This window comes from Arthrobacter sp. Ha26 (assembly GCF_059091705.1).
In genome coordinates this window covers 390381-404297 of sequence record NZ_JBNHGX010000004.1, presented here as the reverse complement: position 1 = coordinate 404297, position 13917 = coordinate 390381, and the positions used below count along the sequence as shown (strand labels likewise).

The 13917-nt window shown below is 65.6% G+C and carries 14 protein-coding genes; 6 read left to right on the top strand and 8 right to left on the bottom strand.

Annotation, left to right across the window (positions count from 1 at the left end; translation table 11 throughout):
* Positions 1-74 precede the first annotated feature (74 nt).
* Entirely contained in the window at positions 75-1040 is a 966-nt protein-coding gene (locus AC5RVY_RS12580) for a quinone oxidoreductase family protein (protein WP_493955031.1), read from the top strand.
* 107 nt (positions 1041-1147) lie between these two features.
* On the opposite strand, the gene pheT is transcribed toward AC5RVY_RS12580, so the two are convergent.
* Positions 1148-3691, bottom strand: a complete 2544-nt coding sequence (gene pheT, locus AC5RVY_RS12575) for a phenylalanine--tRNA ligase subunit beta (protein ID WP_493955030.1) — start codon at positions 3689-3691, stop codon at positions 1148-1150.
* Between the two features lie 2 nt (positions 3692-3693).
* A complete protein-coding gene (gene pheS, locus AC5RVY_RS12570; RefSeq protein ID WP_493955029.1) occupies positions 3694-4755 on the bottom strand; it encodes a phenylalanine--tRNA ligase subunit alpha in 1062 nt (353 codons plus the stop codon).
* Between the two features lie 209 nt (positions 4756-4964).
* Here pheS and AC5RVY_RS12565 point away from each other — a divergent pair, with 209 nt between their 5' ends.
* The 3 genes from AC5RVY_RS12565 to AC5RVY_RS12555 all read left to right on the top strand — a co-directional run bounded on the left by AC5RVY_RS12565 (position 4965) and on the right by AC5RVY_RS12555 (position 7375).
* The gene (locus AC5RVY_RS12565) at positions 4965-5468 is read left to right on the top strand and encodes a hypothetical protein (protein WP_493955028.1); all 504 of its coding nucleotides are present in this window, start codon (positions 4965-4967) and stop codon (positions 5466-5468) included.
* A 2-nt stretch (positions 5469-5470) separates the two neighbouring features.
* Entirely contained in the window at positions 5471-6187 is a 717-nt protein-coding gene (locus AC5RVY_RS12560) for an SIMPL domain-containing protein (protein WP_493955027.1), read from the top strand.
* A gap of 87 nt (positions 6188-6274) precedes the next feature.
* On the top strand, positions 6275-7375 hold the full coding sequence (locus AC5RVY_RS12555; RefSeq protein ID WP_493955026.1) for an Rv2578c family radical SAM protein: 1101 nt from the start codon (positions 6275-6277) through the stop codon (positions 7373-7375).
* Positions 7376-7394: 19 nt separating this feature from the next.
* On the opposite strand, the gene AC5RVY_RS12550 is transcribed toward AC5RVY_RS12555, so the two are convergent.
* Positions 7395-7841, bottom strand: a complete 447-nt coding sequence (locus tag AC5RVY_RS12550) for a (deoxy)nucleoside triphosphate pyrophosphohydrolase (RefSeq protein ID WP_493955025.1) — start codon at positions 7839-7841, stop codon at positions 7395-7397.
* Positions 7842-8006: 165 nt separating this feature from the next.
* Here AC5RVY_RS12550 and AC5RVY_RS12545 point away from each other — a divergent pair, with 165 nt between their 5' ends.
* The gene (locus AC5RVY_RS12545; protein ID WP_493955024.1) at positions 8007-9215 is read left to right on the top strand and encodes an MFS transporter; all 1209 of its coding nucleotides are present in this window, start codon (positions 8007-8009) and stop codon (positions 9213-9215) included.
* Between the two features lie 49 nt (positions 9216-9264).
* On the opposite strand, the gene AC5RVY_RS12540 is transcribed toward AC5RVY_RS12545, so the two are convergent.
* Positions 9265-10224: a cation diffusion facilitator family transporter gene (locus tag AC5RVY_RS12540; RefSeq protein WP_493955023.1), complete on the bottom strand. Its 960-nt coding sequence runs from the start codon at positions 10222-10224 to the stop codon at positions 9265-9267.
* A 197-nt stretch (positions 10225-10421) separates the two neighbouring features.
* Here AC5RVY_RS12540 and AC5RVY_RS12535 point away from each other — a divergent pair, with 197 nt between their 5' ends.
* On the top strand, positions 10422-10697 hold the full coding sequence (locus AC5RVY_RS12535) for a GlsB/YeaQ/YmgE family stress response membrane protein (protein ID WP_493955022.1): 276 nt from the start codon (positions 10422-10424) through the stop codon (positions 10695-10697).
* An 84-nt stretch (positions 10698-10781) separates the two neighbouring features.
* Here the strand turns inward: AC5RVY_RS12535 and AC5RVY_RS12530 are convergent, their stop codons facing one another.
* The 4 genes from AC5RVY_RS12530 to infC all read right to left on the bottom strand — a co-directional run bounded on the left by AC5RVY_RS12530 (position 10782) and on the right by infC (position 13631).
* Positions 10782-11693: a TrmH family RNA methyltransferase gene (locus tag AC5RVY_RS12530; protein ID WP_493955021.1), complete on the bottom strand. Its 912-nt coding sequence runs from the start codon at positions 11691-11693 to the stop codon at positions 10782-10784.
* A 66-nt stretch (positions 11694-11759) separates the two neighbouring features.
* The gene (gene rplT, locus AC5RVY_RS12525) at positions 11760-12152 is read right to left on the bottom strand and encodes a 50S ribosomal protein L20 (protein WP_104042761.1); all 393 of its coding nucleotides are present in this window, start codon (positions 12150-12152) and stop codon (positions 11760-11762) included.
* Between the two features lie 117 nt (positions 12153-12269).
* Complete coding sequence (gene rpmI / locus AC5RVY_RS12520; RefSeq protein WP_009358635.1) at positions 12270-12464, bottom strand: 50S ribosomal protein L35; 195 nt, start codon at positions 12462-12464, stop codon at positions 12270-12272.
* Positions 12465-12581: 117 nt separating this feature from the next.
* The gene (gene infC, locus AC5RVY_RS12515; protein WP_493955020.1) at positions 12582-13631 is read right to left on the bottom strand and encodes a translation initiation factor IF-3; all 1050 of its coding nucleotides are present in this window, start codon (positions 13629-13631) and stop codon (positions 12582-12584) included.
* Positions 13632-13917: the final 286 nt, after the last annotated feature.

The following is a 13917-nucleotide window of genomic DNA, read 5'->3' as shown; positions in this document are numbered from 1 at the left end:
GATTTTGCGTCAGCAGTCCATAGGATGGTTCCGGCAGCCGGGGCTGGAAAGGCCGGGCCCGGGGAAGGAGAGCCATGACGCATGCAATCGTCGCACGCCGGCAAGGCGGCCCGGAAGTCCTGGAGTATGCGGATGTGGACCGGCCGGTGCCGGGTCCGGGCCAGTTGCTGGTCAAGGTGGCAGCAGCGGGGGTCAACTTCATCGACACCTACAAGCGCAGCGGCACCTACGAAATCCCGTTCCCGTTCACCCCCGGCTCAGAAGCCGCCGGGACGGTGGAAGAACTCGGCGAAGGAGTCACGGGGTTCTCCGTCGGCGACAGGATAGCCACGGCGGAAGGCATCAACTGCTATGCGGACTATGCGCTGGTGGATGAGGACGCCGCCCTGCCCGTGCCGGCAGGCCTGGATGATTTCACCGCGGCGGCCCTCCCCTTGCAGGGCATGACGGCGCACTTCCTGATGAACTCGACCTTCAAGGTGGAACCGGGGCACACCGTCCTGCTGCACGCGGGCGCCGGCGGTGTGGGGCTCCTCCTGATCCAGCTGCTGAAGGCCCGCGGCGCGGAAGTCATCACCACCGTCTCCACCGACGAAAAGGAACAGCTGGCCCGCGATGCCGGCGCCGACCTTGTGCTGCGGTACGGCGGCTTCGCCGACCGGGTCAGGGACATCACCGGCGGTACCGGTGCCGATGTGGTGTACGACGGCGTAGGTAAGGACACTTTTGACGGCTCCCTCGCCGCACTGCGCGTCCGGGGAATGCTGGTGCTCTTCGGCGCAGCCTCCGGTCCGGTACCGCCGATGGATCCGCAGCAGCTGCGGGTGGGCGGATCGCTGTTCCTGACCAGGCCCACCATCGGGCACTACGTGCGGGACGCCGCAGAACGGCGCTGGCGCTCGGACGAAATCTTCGCGGCCGCAGCCAATGGAAGTCTGAAAGTCCGGATCGGCGCCCGCTACCCCCTGTCCCAGGCCGCCCAGGCGCACCGCGACCTGGAAGGGCGCCGCACCACCGGCAAGGTGATCCTGGTTCCCTAGGACGGGGGATGTCCCCGAGCACAGCCAGAAAGCGGAAAGTCCCCGCAGCCAGGATGAATTGATCCGGGCTGCGGGGACTTTTCAGTCGGTACCGCGTAGGTTCCAGGCTACCGCTGCACTGCCCCGAAACGCTCGGCTGCCAGGGCCACTGCGCTTTCGCGCGCTGCCGATGCCTCGTCCGCCGTCAGGGTGCGGTCGTCTGCACGGAAGCGGAGTCCGAAGGCCAGGGATTTTTTGCCTTCCCCGATCCCCTTGCCGGAGTAGACGTCGAAGAGTGCAACGTCCTCCAGGAGTTCACCGGCACCTTCGCGGAGTGCGGCCAGTACGTCGTCGGCCGGGACCTCGGCCGGGACCACCAGCGACACGTCCTGGGTGGCCACCGGGAACGTCGAGATATGGCGCGCCACGATGACGTCGGGAGCAGCGTCGAACAGTGCGTCGGCGTTGATCTCCAGGGCCACGGAGCGGGCCGGCATATCGGAAGCGGCCAGCAGCTTGGGGTGCAGTTCGCCGGCATAGCCCACCAGTTCACCCGTGCGCAGGGAGAGCCGGGCGGCACGGCCGGGGTGGAATGCCTGGTGGCTGCCCTGGCTCACCACCAACTCCACGCCCAGGACGTCGCCGGCCAGGCGTGCGATGTCCAGGGCGTCAGCCCAGTCCCAGGCGCGCGGCGAATGCGCGGCGGCCGCCGGGGAATCATGGCCCGTGAGGACTGCGGCGACATGGAACGGCTGGGCGGGGACGCCGTCGTACAGTGCATCCAGTACCTCATCGGAGGGCTTGGCTCCCAGCGGCGGGATGGAGCCGGTGCCCATCGTGTCAGCAGGGAGGAACACCAGGCCGGATTCGAAGAGTCCGAGGTCCCGGAAGCCGCGCGAGTGGTTTCGCTTGGCCACCTCGATGAGCCCCGGCAGGATGGAGGTGCGCAGGAAGCCCTGCTCCTCGCTGATCGGGTTTGCCAGCTTGACCGCAGTCCGGCCGGCACCCTGTTCGGCCACTCCGAAGGTATCGTTCGCGGCCTTAGACACGAACGGGTAGGACAGGACCTCGGTGAGCCCGGCATCGGCCAGGGCTTGGATCAGCCTGCGGCGCTGCTGCTGCACGCGCGTGAGGCCGCGGCCGGGAGGCGCCACCGGAAGGGTCGCGGGAATCTTGTCGTACCCGACGAGGCGGGCGATCTCCTCGGAGAGGTCCTCCTTGGTCTCCAGGTCGTGGCGCCAGCTGGGGGCAGTGACGCTCCAGCCGTCGTCGTTCTTCACCACAGCCGCGCCGAGGTCCTCGAGGGAGGTGGCAATCTGCTCGTCGGTGAAGTCGATGCCGATCCGCGCGGCAGCGAACTTCGCGGGGAGATCGATCGTGACGGAGTCCGGTGCGGTTCCGACGTCGGTTCCTGCCTCGTCTGCCGTGCCGCCCGCAAGCTCCACGAGGAGATCCACCACGCGCTGCGCGGCGGTGCCGGCCACCTGCCAGTCAACCCCGCGTTCGAAGCGCTTGGACGCTTCGGAGGGCAGCTTGTGCCGGCGGCGTGAGCGGGAGATGGACACTTCGTCAAAGTGCGCTGCCTCCACCAGGATGTTCGACGTCGTGTCCCCCACCTCGGTGGCAGCCCCGCCCATCACACCGGCAATGCCGATGGCGCCGGAAGCGTCGGTGATCAGCAGGTCCTCGGGATCGAGGCTGCGCTCCTTGTCATCCAGGGTGGTGATCTTCTCACCTTGTGCGGCGCGGCGCACCACGATATCTCCGGACAGCTTGTCCAGGTCGTAGCAGTGCGTCGGCTGGCCAAGTTCCAGCATCACGTAGTTGGAAATATCCACCGGGAGGGAGATGGAACGGATGCCGGCCAGCCGGAGCCTGGACGTCATCCACGGCGGCGTGGGCCTGGTGGCGTCCACGCCGCGGACCGTCCGGGCCACGAACCGGTCGCAGCCGGGCTTGCCATAAATGGGAGCGTCGTCGTTGAGCTTGACGCCGTAGCCGCCCGAAAGTTCCATCGGGGCGGTAACGCGGGACGCGGGATCGGTGAAGGTGGTCCCGGTGGCATGCGCATACTCGCGCGCCACGCCACGGATCGAGAAGGCGTAGCCCCGGTCCGGGGTGACGTTGATTTCGGCGGCTTCGTCGTACAGGCCGAGAAGCTCCATGGCGTCGGTACCGATTTCCGGGTCCAGCCCGATGCGGGACAGAACCAGGATGCCGTCGTGGTCCTCGCCGATGCCCAGTTCACGGACCGAGGCGATCATGCCGGCGGAGAGGTGGCCGTAGGTCTTGCGCGCGGAGATGTGGAAATCGCCCGGCAGCACCGCGCCCGGCAGCGTGACCACTACCTTGTCCCCCTCCACGAAGTTGTGGGCACCGCAGATGATGCCCTGCACACCGGAGGGGTCGATGCCCTTGCCGGTGAGTGTCTGCTCCTGTCCTTCGGGGACAACCCGGACCTGGCACCAGTTGATGGTTTTGCCGTTGGTCTGCGGTTCCTTGACCAGGCTCAGGACCTGGCCCACCACGATGGGACCCTTCAGGGTGTCCGTGGGACGGTGGACGTCTTCTTCTTCAAAGCCCACCTTGACCAGTTCGGCCATCACGTCTTCGGCCGTTGCTCCGGCCGGTACCTCCGCGAATTCACGCAGCCAGGAAATTGGGATACGCACTGTTAGATCTCCATCCCGAAGTGCTCGCTGAAACGTACATCGCCTTCGATCATGTCGCGCATGTCGCCGACTTCGTTGCGGAACATCAGGGTCCGCTCGATGCCCATGCCGAAGGCAAAACCTGAATAGACGTCCGGGTCGATGCCAGCGGCGCGCAGCACGTTGGGGTTGACCATGCCGCAGCCGCCCCACTCGATCCAGCGCGGCCCGCCCTTGGCACCCGGGTGGAAGATGTCCAGCTCGGCGGAGGGCTCGGTGAACGGGAAGTAGTTCGGACGCAACCGGATCTGGGCCTCGTCGCCGAACATCTGCCGCGCGAAGTGCTCCAGGGTGCCGCGCAGGTCCGCCATGCTGAGCTTCTTGTCGATCGCCAGGCCCTCGAACTGGTGGAACACCGGCGTGTGCGTGGCGTCAAGCTCGTCGGTGCGGAACACCTTGCCCGGGCACAGCACGTAGATGGGCAGCTCGCGTTCCAGCATGGAGCGGACCTGCACGGGGGACGTGTGGGTGCGCATCAGCAGGTGCGCTTCGGGCGGCTCCACAAAGAAGGTGTCCTGCATTTCGCGTGCCGGGTGGTCCGGCTTGAAGTTCAGGGCATCGAAGTTGAACCACTCCGATTCGACCTCGGGCCCCTCGGCGATTTCCCAGCCCATGCCCACGAAGATGTCCGCAACGCGGTCCTGCAGGGTGGACAGGGGATGCCGGGCGCCGGCACGCCGACGGCGGGGGGCGGCGGTGACGTCAACAGTCTCTTCGAGGAGGATCCGGGCGTCGTTTTCGGCTTCCAACTCTGCCGCGCGGTCCGCGAGCGCCTTGTTGACCCGGCCGCGGGAAGCGCCCATGAGCTTTCCGGCGATGGCCTTCTGGTCCTTGGGCAGCTTGCCGATTTCACGGTTGGCCAGGCTCAGCGGGGACTTTTCACCGGTGTGCGCGAGCCTCACCGCCTTCAGCTCGTCAAGGGTGGCCGCGCCGGCAATGGCGGCGGTGGCCTGGTCTACAGCGGCAGTAATGGCGGCTTCATCCGTGGGATTCGGGATGGCGGCGCCCGGCAAAGTTTCAGTCATCTACTGTTCTTAGCTACGAGTCGTGGCTGCCGGTGAACGGGCAGCCTGCGCGGTTTCCCGGCGGCTCGTCCGTCACTGGCAGGTCATGGATGAATGACCCTCATTCACGTGCAAATATGGGTTCATTCAATGACCAGGTCAGGGCACACCGGTTTATCCGGCCGCCACTGCCCTCCAGTCTAATTGAACGGTCCGGCTACCATGTCCTCATGACACCACGGGAGCCTCTTGCCGGTCAGGGGCGGGCCCTGACCGGTCCGCAGGCCCTGCGGCTGGCTGCAAATGCCGTCAATGGCAGCACCGGCCTGGGCCTTGCCGTGGCGGCCGCCGCGACGACGGAGCTCAGCAGGGGCCCGCGGGGACTGATCCTCGCCGGCGGCTACCGGTGGCGACTGCCTTTTGCCGGCGCATTCACGCTGGGGAACGTCGTCCTGTGCCGCTGCGCCGTTAAGGACCTGTTGTCCTCGCCGGAGCTGCTGCAACACGAGGAAAGGCATTGTTCCCAGTACGCCTGGTGCCTGGGCATCCCCTTCCTCCCGCTCTACTTCCTCGCTGCCGGCTGGTCCCTGCTGCGCAGCGGCAATCCGGGGACACGGAACATTTTCGAACGGCATGCGGGCCTTGTGGCCGGCGGCTACCCTGCCCAGGGCACCCCGCCCCGTCCCCGACGCGGCCGGCCGGGGACGACCAACCATGCCGATATGGGGGCGTAACCATGACTGCTGAAGAAGCTACCGGCAGCAACCATGATGAGCCGGGCAACGCCCTGGGGCGGGCAGGCCATCAGTCCGACGGCGAAGCTGACGCCGGCACGGTCAGCGTCGCCGGAACCGGCACCGCCCACGCTGCCCCTGACCTGATGGTGGTGTCCATCGGTGTGGAATGCCGCGCCGATTCCGTGGACGCAGCCTGGTCCCGCGCGGGCAGCCGCGCAGAGGCTGTGGCCGCAGGTTTCCGCAGGCACGGGGTTGCCGCCGCGGACATCAGGACCACGGGCCTGACAGTCCGGGCTGACGTCGTGTGGCGGGAGGGCGAAGGCCAGTCCGTCACCGGGTACGTCGCGGCAAGCACCATCGCCGTCAGGTTACTGATGCCCGGTTCGGCCGCAGCTGCGGTGTCCGACGCAGTGGAGGCGGGCGGGAACGACGTCCGCCTCAACGGCATTGACCTGACGTTTGCGGACGACGCCGAGGTGCGGGCACGGGCGCGGGAAGCGGCCTGGCTGGACGCACTCCGTTCGGCACAGCAGTTTGCCCGCCTCGCCTCCGCCCGGCTTGGCCGGGTGCTGTCGATTACGGACACCGCGGCGCCCCAGGCCCCGGTGCCGCTCTCACCACTGCAGCGTGTTGCATCGGTGGAAGCCTTCGCCGTGGAGGCGGGGGAAACTGCGGTGAGCGCCACTATCAGGGTGGTGTGGGAGCTGGAGGCCTGAACCTTTCGGTGGGATAAGGCAGGGTGGATCCTCCTAGAGCCGTTCTGAAGGCTTGACTTAAGTTCGAACGTATATTCGAATGGAGCCATGAGATGGGACTCCCAAGCACTGATGCCGCCGCCGGCACCAACAGCTGCAAATGGTGCCGCTCCTGCACTGCTTCCCCTGGCCGGCCTGGTCCGTTCCGTCACAACGCCGGACTTCGCCGGTATCACTTTTCATGAGGTCACCGCCAAATCGGTGCTCAACAAGGTGCCGGCAGGTTCGCGGATGCCGTTTGAATGGACCATCAACCCCTACCGCGGGTGCAGCCATGCCTGCGTGTACTGTTTCGCCAGGAAGACGCACACCTATCTTGACCTCGACGCCGGGCGGGACTTTGACAGCCAGGTGGTGGTGAAAGTCAACGCGGCGGAGGTTCTCCGGAAGGAGCTGGCCAAGCCGTCCTGGACGCACCAGCAGGTTGCCCTGGGAACCAACACCGATCCGTACCAGCGCGCCGAGGGACGCTACCAACTGATGCCCGGGATCATCACCGCGCTGGCTGAGTCCGGCACTCCCTTGTCCATCCTCACCAAGGGAACCCTGCTGGCCAGGGACATTCCGCTGTTGAAGAGTGCCGCCACCCAGGTGCCGGTGGGCCTTGGCATCTCACTCGCCATGACCAATGAAGCATTGTCCGAGGCCATCGAGCCCGGCACCCCCGGACCGCGGGCGCGGCTCAAGCTGGTCTCCCGGCTTCGCGAGGCCGGACTCCCCTGCGGCGTTATGGCCATGCCCATCCTGCCCTGGCTTACGGACAGCGATGACGCCCTGGACTCCCTTTTTGCCTCCCTCGCTTCCGCCGGAGCCACCGGCGTTACTGCCGGTGCCCTCTACCTGAAGCCGGGCGGCACCAGGGAGTGGTTCATGAAGTGGATGGCCGCCAATCATCCTGAGCTGGTGGGACGTTATCAGCGGCTTTATGGCACCGGCTCCTACGCCTCGAAGGAATACCGGGCCTGGCTGGCCGGACGGGTCCGCCACTTCAAGGCGCGATACGGATTTTCCCAGTCGTCAGGCTTCAGCCACAGGGACCTTGACGATCCCCGCGGCGAAGAAGCCGAGTACCCGGCCGGCATCATCCCGGCCGCCCTGCCCACGGTGCCCGCCCACCCCCGGCCAGGGACGCAAGCTACCCTGTTCTAGCAGGCAGTGCCTGCGGGTTTTAGCGCATGCCTGCGGCGGGCACACCGAGTGCCGCCAGCAACTCCCGCACGATCGGGAAGTCGGCTGGAATCCAAGGCAGGCCAAGAACCTCATCCTGGTCAGCCAGTGAGACCCACCGGAGTTCATCGTGGTCCTCGAGCGGCTCCGGCTCGCCTGCCAGAATCTCCGCGAACCAGACACGCATACTGGCCCGGTGGTTCAAAGGCCAGCCGTTGGGGGAATCCGCGCGAAGCTCAGCGCCAAGCTGTACCCCGATTCCCAGTTCCTCGTCCAGTTCACGGCACAGCGCCGCTTCGGGGTCCTCGCCCGGCTCCACCTTGCCGCCCGGAAACTCCCACAGACCGGCCAGCTTCTCCGGTGCACTGCGCCGCGCCACCAGCAGCATGGACGGTTCCGCGAGGCGGTCCACGACGGCTCCGCCCACCACCTGTATCAGTCCAGTCACCGCCCCATTCTATGGGGGACAATGGGATAGCCAGGGCACCGGTTCCACCGCGGGGAATACGTCCGCCATACCGCCGGTTGTCACGGGAGTCCAGGCGCCCAAAACCAGCCCCGCTGCCGTGGCTGCAGCCCACCTTGTATTTCCAGTACCCCGAAAAGCAGGCACATGAGCAGCGTTTTACAGTCACCCACGCCTACCAGCACCACAGTTCCCCACATCGCGATGGCCATCATTGCCCTTGCCATGGGCGGGGTGGGTATCGGGGTCACCGAGTTCACCATGATGGGCCTCCTCAAGGAAGTGGAACAGGGCCTGGGTATCAGTACCCCCGAAGCCGGACACCTCATCTCCGCCTACGCGCTGGGAGTGGTGGTGGGCGCACCGCTGCTGGCCGCCGTCGGCGCCAAGCTGCCCCGCAAGAACCTGGCGCTCGGCCTGATGCTGTTCTTCACCATCGCCAACCTGGCCTCGTTCCTGGCCCCCGATTACGGAACCATGCTGGTTTCGCGGTTCGCGGCCGGGCTGCCGCACGGCGCCTTCTTCGGTGTTGCTGCCGTCATCGCCGCCTCATTGGTGCCGCCCACCCGCCGCGGCTGGGCCATCTCAATGGTGATGGCCGGCCTCAGCATCTCGAACGTGATCGGCGTTCCGGCTGCCACGTGGGTGGGTCAGACCTACGGCTGGCGGCTGCTCTTCATCCTTGTAGGCCTGCTGGGAATGCTCACCCTGGTGCTGATCTGGCGGTTTGTTCCCTTCCACAAGGCCCATCCCGACGCCAGCATCCGGCGCGAGCTCGGGGCGCTTAAGCGGCTCCAGGTCTGGCTTGCCCTCCTGGTGGGCATTGTGGGCTTTGGCGGCTTCTTTGCCACCTACACCTACATCTCCCACACCATGACCAACGTTGCAGGCCTGCCCTCCTCGCTGATTCCCCTGGTGGTGGCGTTGTATGGCCTGGGCATGGTGGCCGGCAACGTGGTGGGCGGCCGGCTCGCCGACAAGTCCGTGATGGGTACGCTCTACAGCGTGCTGCCGGCCATCGCTGCAGCCCTGGTGGCATATGCCATCGCCGCACACTGGCCCTGGTCAGCCCTGGTGATGGTGTTTGTGGTGGGCGCTGCCGGATCAATGCTCATTCCCGCGCTGCAGACCCGCCTCCTGGATGCCTCCCCCGACGCCCCGTCGCTGGCCTCGTCCCTGAACCACGCCGCGTTGAACGTGGCCAACGCCCTTGGAGCTTTCCTGGGCGGGCTCGTGATCGCCTGGGGCTGGGGCTATGTAGCCCCAGCGTTTGTCGGTGCCGGCCTGGCCGTCCTGGGCCTGGGAGTTGCGGTGGCCAGCGGCCTGCTGGAGCGCAAAAAACCGCTGGCCGCCTGAATAAGGGCGGCCAGCGGCTAGTGGACGCTATATTGCTTCCGGGGCAGCCCTAGGAGCCGGGCGCCACGGCGGCGGGCTGCTGGCCGGCACCTGCGGCATCTGAACGGTGGAGGTCCGGCTCCAGGTAGATCACCCTGGCAATGGAGACAGCTGACCGGATGCGGGCTTCTGCACTATCGATTTCCCTGGCAATCTCCTCGCCGGTGGCGTTGCGGTTGATGGCGATCTTGGCCGCCACCAGCAGTTCCTCCGGCCCCAGGTGCAGGGTCTTGAGATGGATGATCCGGCTCCCGTCGGCCTCAATGGCCTGGGCGATCCGCTCCAGGTCATCCTTGGACGCCGATTCACCCAGGAGCAGGGACTTGGTCTCCAGGGCAAGGATGACGGCGATGGCCACAAGCAGGAGGCCGATCATCGCCGTACCCGCAGCGTCCCAGAGTCCGTCGCCGGTCACAAGCGTCATGCTCACGCCGACGAGGGCGAACACCAGGCCCAGGAGCGCGCCGAGGTCCTCGAGCAGGATGACTGGAAGTTCCGGCTGCTTGGCGCTGCGGACAAACTTCGCCCACGACTGCTGTCCGCGCAGGTGGTTGGATTCCTTGATGGCTGTCCGGAACGAGAAGGATTCGGCGATGACCGCTCCGACCAGCACTGCCAGCGGGACCCACCAGAAGTCGCCTTCTATGGCGTGCGGGTGCTGGAACTTCTCCCATGCCTCATAGAGGGCAAAGAGTCCGCCCACACTGAACAGCACGATGGACACGATGAAGGCGTAGATGTAGCGTTCGCGGCCATAACCGAAGGGATGCTCCGGGCTGGCAGCGCGCTGTGCTTTCTTCCCACCCACCAGCAACAGGATCTGGTTGCCGGAGTCGGCCACGGAGTGGATGGCTTCAGCAAGCATCGACGACGATCGCGTCAGGAAATACGCAACAAATTTCAGGACGGCGATGGTCAGGTTAGCAGCCAGAGCCGCAATAATCGCCTTTGTACCGCCACTAGCAGCCAAGGGGCTTCACCTCTTTTACGGTTTTTGGAACACTACGGAATTTGCGGATCCTGCCTCGGCTCCGCCCATAGTTACCGTACCCGCACTGGCAGCAGGCATCCACCAGCGACAGGCCTAAGGCTGCTGACAACCACGGGGCCCTATGTTAGCTTGAAGCTCATCGGGACCGTATATCCCGGTCACTATAAGGAGGAGACATGGGTTTTCTTGCTTGGATCATTCTCGGCCTCATCGTCGGGGCCATCGTTAAAGCCGTGATGCCCGGCAGGGTGGGCGGCGGTTGGGTCACCAGCCTGATCCTGGGCGTGGTGGGCGCAATAGTAGGCGGCTGGATCGGCAGCCTGCTCTTCAACAAAGGCGATCTGGCCTTCTTCGATCTCGGCACGTGGATTCTCGCCATCGTAGGCGGCCTTGTGGTCGCCAGCATCTACGGCGCCATCACCGGACGCGGCAAGGCAACACGCGCTCCCTGAGTTTCCGGTCACCATTCACAGTTCACACAAGCGAGGGCTCCGGATTATCCGGGGCCCTCGCTGCGTTGTCAGCCAGCAGTTCAGCTACCCCGGCAGGACTGCCGGGAGATGCTGGGAACGGGCACTGGCATAGAGGCACACTGTGGCGGCCGTGCCGAGGTTGAGGCTTTCCGCCGCCCCGTACACGGGCACCGCCACCCGGTGGTCCGCCAGGTCAAGCTCAGCCTGGGACAGACCCTGCGCCTCGTTGCCGAACAACCACGCGGTAGGCTTTTCCAGTTCGTATTCCGACGGGGTGCCGTCCCCCGTCAACCGGCGCCGGGCATTCTCGTCCTGCAGTGCGTCAAGGTTGAGCGAACCATAGCCGTCCGCCGCCAGGATGCCGATCCCCCGTGCCCGGCACGCAGCCGCCAGTTCCGTGACGTCCGCCCCCAGCACTACGGGCAGGTGGAACAGCGAACCGGCGGTGGAACGGACGGCCTTGGGATTGTAGATGTCAACGCTGGAGCCGGTGAGGATGACTGCGTCCGCGCCCGCCGAATCGGCGGCCCGCAGGACTGTTCCCGCATTTCCCGGGTCCCGGACCTGGCAGAGCACGGCAATCAGGCGCGGGCCGGCGTCGAGCACTTCCTCAAGCGGTACGTCCACGAACCGGCAGACAGCAATGATGCCCTGGGGGTTGACCGTGTCCGCCATGGCTGCCAGGACATCGTCGGTAGCCAACCGGGCATTCGTGCCCTCGGCAAGCTCCTCGAATTCGGGGAACCTGTCCAGGCAGCTTTCACTGGCAAACACCTCGGTGACCACACCGGGCGCTCCCCCGGCCAGGCGCTGCTGGTGCAGCTTCAACGCTTCACGGACGGCTTGCGGGCCTTCGGCCAGGAATTGTCGGCGCTTTAAACGCGCCGGGCGCCCGGCAAGTTTTGCCACGTCCCTCACCCGATCTGCTCGGGGGTTGGAGAGTGGTAAATCCTGCGGGCGCCCGGTTTCGTTCATATAGGAAACTTTAGTGGCTGGAGCCACCGGTTCCTGAACTGCCCCTGGTACGAGGGAAGGCAGTTGCTACTGCGCGGCGGCGACCTTCTTGGCGGAGGTGTCGGCAGGCAGGGAGTCCTTGGCGACCTGGACCAGCGCGGCGAACGCGTTGGCGTCGGAAACAGCCAGCTCGGCCAGCATGCGGCGGTCAACCTCAACCTCAGCAGCCTTCAGGCCCTGGATAAGACGGTTGTAGGTGAGGCCGTTGGCGCGGGACGCAGCGTTGATGCGCTGGATCCAGAGACGGCGGAAGTCGCCCTTCTTCTTCTTGCGGTCGCCGTAGCTGTACACAAACGAGTGCAGCAGCTGCTCTTTGGCCTTGCGGTACAGGCGTGAACGCTGTCCACGGTAGCCCTTTGCGCGTTCAAGGATAACCCGGCGCTTCTTGTGGGCGTTGACTGCCCTCTTCACACGTGCCACGTGCGTACTCCTTCGAAATTCTGATCCCAAGCATCTACTGCCGGATTCCCGGCGGCCTGAGAAGGCTTTTTGGTAGGTGACTTACACCAGGTGGTGGTCAGTCAAAGAACTTGGAAACTAGATGCCGAGCATCTTCCGGATGACCTTGGCGTCGCCCTTGAAGACGATCTTGTCGCCGGCGAGGCGGCGGGTCAGCCTGGAGGACTTGTGCTCGAGGTAGTGGCGGCGGTTGGCCTGCTGGCGGCGCAGCTTGCCGCTGCCGGTCAGCTTGAAGCGCTTCTTAGCACCACTGTGGGTCTTCATCTTCGGCATGGGAACCGATCTCCTTACGTGTCCGCAGGCTGGGCCTGCAGTTCTATCGCGCAGCTGCCCCTGGGGGCGGCGTGCTGGTTGCTGACTGCCGGAGGGTGGACCCCCGGCAGCTGTGGACTAAGTGGTCTTCTTACCAGCCGGCTTCGGCACTGCCTTGGGGGCAGGGCGGGCAGCGGGTTTGGGTGCAGCGGGCCTGGCCACCGGCTTCGGCGGCGCAGGGACTGCTGCGGGCTTCGGCGCCGCAGCTGCCGGCTTGGCAGCTTCGGGCTTCTCGGCAGCGGGCCGTGGCGCCGGTGCAGCAACCTTCGGGGCTTCCTGCTTAGGTGCAGCAGCCTTGGGGGCTTCCTGCTTCGGAGCAGCTGCCTTGGGGGCTTCCTGCTTAGGTGCAGCAGCCTTGGGGGCTTCCCGCGTGGGGACTTCCTGCTTGGGAGCCTCCTGCTTGGGAGCTTCAGCGGCCTTGGCCGGAGCTTCTTCAGCGGCAGGCTCGACGGCGGGAGCCGCCTCCTGCGCGGGGGCTTCGTCGGCTGCCTCAGGCTCCGTTGAGACCGTGAAACCCTCAGGCAGCAGGTCCGCCAGGGACTGCGTCAGGGGTGCCTGGTCATCACCGGATACGTCGATGCGGCCGGAAGCCTTGGCTTCGTTCTGGGCTTTCGCTTCAGCCCGCTGCGTAGCGCGGCGTGCTTCGGCCTTGGCCTCGGCCTTGTTCTTCAGCGGGCCGACCACCATGACCATGTTGCGGCCGTCGATGCGGGGGCTGGATTCCACCACACCCACTTCGGCGACGTCGTCGGCAAAGCGCTGGAGCAGGCGGATGCCCATCTCCGGACGCTGCTGTTCACGGCCACGGAACTGGATCATGGCCTTCACCTTGTCCCCGGCGCCGAGGAAGCGCAGTGCGTGCCCGCGCTTGGTCTCGTAGTCGTGGGTGTCGATCTTCAGGCGGAAGCGGATTTCCTTCAGAACGGTGTTCGTCTGGTTCTTCCGGGCTTCACGTGCCTTGACCGCGGCCTCGTACTTGTACTTGCCGAAGTCCATCAGCTTGCACACCGGAGGCTTCGCCTGAGGTGCAACTTCAACGAGATCAAGGTCGGACTCGGCGGCCAGACGCAGGGCATCCTCAATACGGACGATTCCTACCTGTTCACCTGCAGGGCCGACCAGCCGCACCTCGGGGACGCGGATACGCTCATTGATTCTTGGCTCGCTAATGTTAAAGCTCCTGTGTTGTTGTGGGATCCGGCAAATAGAGAAGGCCCCCAATTGCCGGAGCAATCGAAGGCCTCGAAGACTGGTTGTGCGAGTCCTAAAGGAAACGTCACATCGGGTTCCGGAACGTGCCGGTTACCACTGCCAACCAGGTACCCGGCAACCTTGCGTTCCATCAACTGACGGAACAGCGGCTGACGCGGGTGGGAGAGAACTCCGCTTGCAAACTGCATGCCATCTTACAGAA

What these genes read in the sequence shown, in the direction of transcription:
- AC5RVY_RS12535 (WP_493955022.1), top strand. Translation starts at nt 10,422, where the DNA reads ATGGGTTTTCTTGCTTGGATCATTCTCGGCCTCATCGTCGGGGCCATC.
- AC5RVY_RS12530 (WP_493955021.1), bottom strand. Translation starts at nt 11,693, where the DNA reads ATGAACGAAACCGGGCGCCCGCAGGATTTACCACTCTCCAACCCCCGA.
- pheS (WP_493955029.1), bottom strand. Translation starts at nt 4,755, where the DNA reads ATGACTGAAACTTTGCCGGGCGCCGCCATCCCGAATCCCACGGATGAA.
- AC5RVY_RS12565 (WP_493955028.1), top strand. Translation starts at nt 4,965, where the DNA reads ATGACACCACGGGAGCCTCTTGCCGGTCAGGGGCGGGCCCTGACCGGT.
- rpmI (WP_009358635.1), bottom strand. Translation starts at nt 12,464, where the DNA reads ATGCCGAAGATGAAGACCCACAGTGGTGCTAAGAAGCGCTTCAAGCTG.
- AC5RVY_RS12555 (WP_493955026.1), top strand. Translation starts at nt 6,275, where the DNA reads ATGAGATGGGACTCCCAAGCACTGATGCCGCCGCCGGCACCAACAGCT.
- AC5RVY_RS12580 (WP_493955031.1), top strand. Translation starts at nt 75, where the DNA reads ATGACGCATGCAATCGTCGCACGCCGGCAAGGCGGCCCGGAAGTCCTG.
- AC5RVY_RS12545 (WP_493955024.1), top strand. Translation starts at nt 8,007, where the DNA reads ATGAGCAGCGTTTTACAGTCACCCACGCCTACCAGCACCACAGTTCCC.
- AC5RVY_RS12560 (WP_493955027.1), top strand. Translation starts at nt 5,471, where the DNA reads ATGACTGCTGAAGAAGCTACCGGCAGCAACCATGATGAGCCGGGCAAC.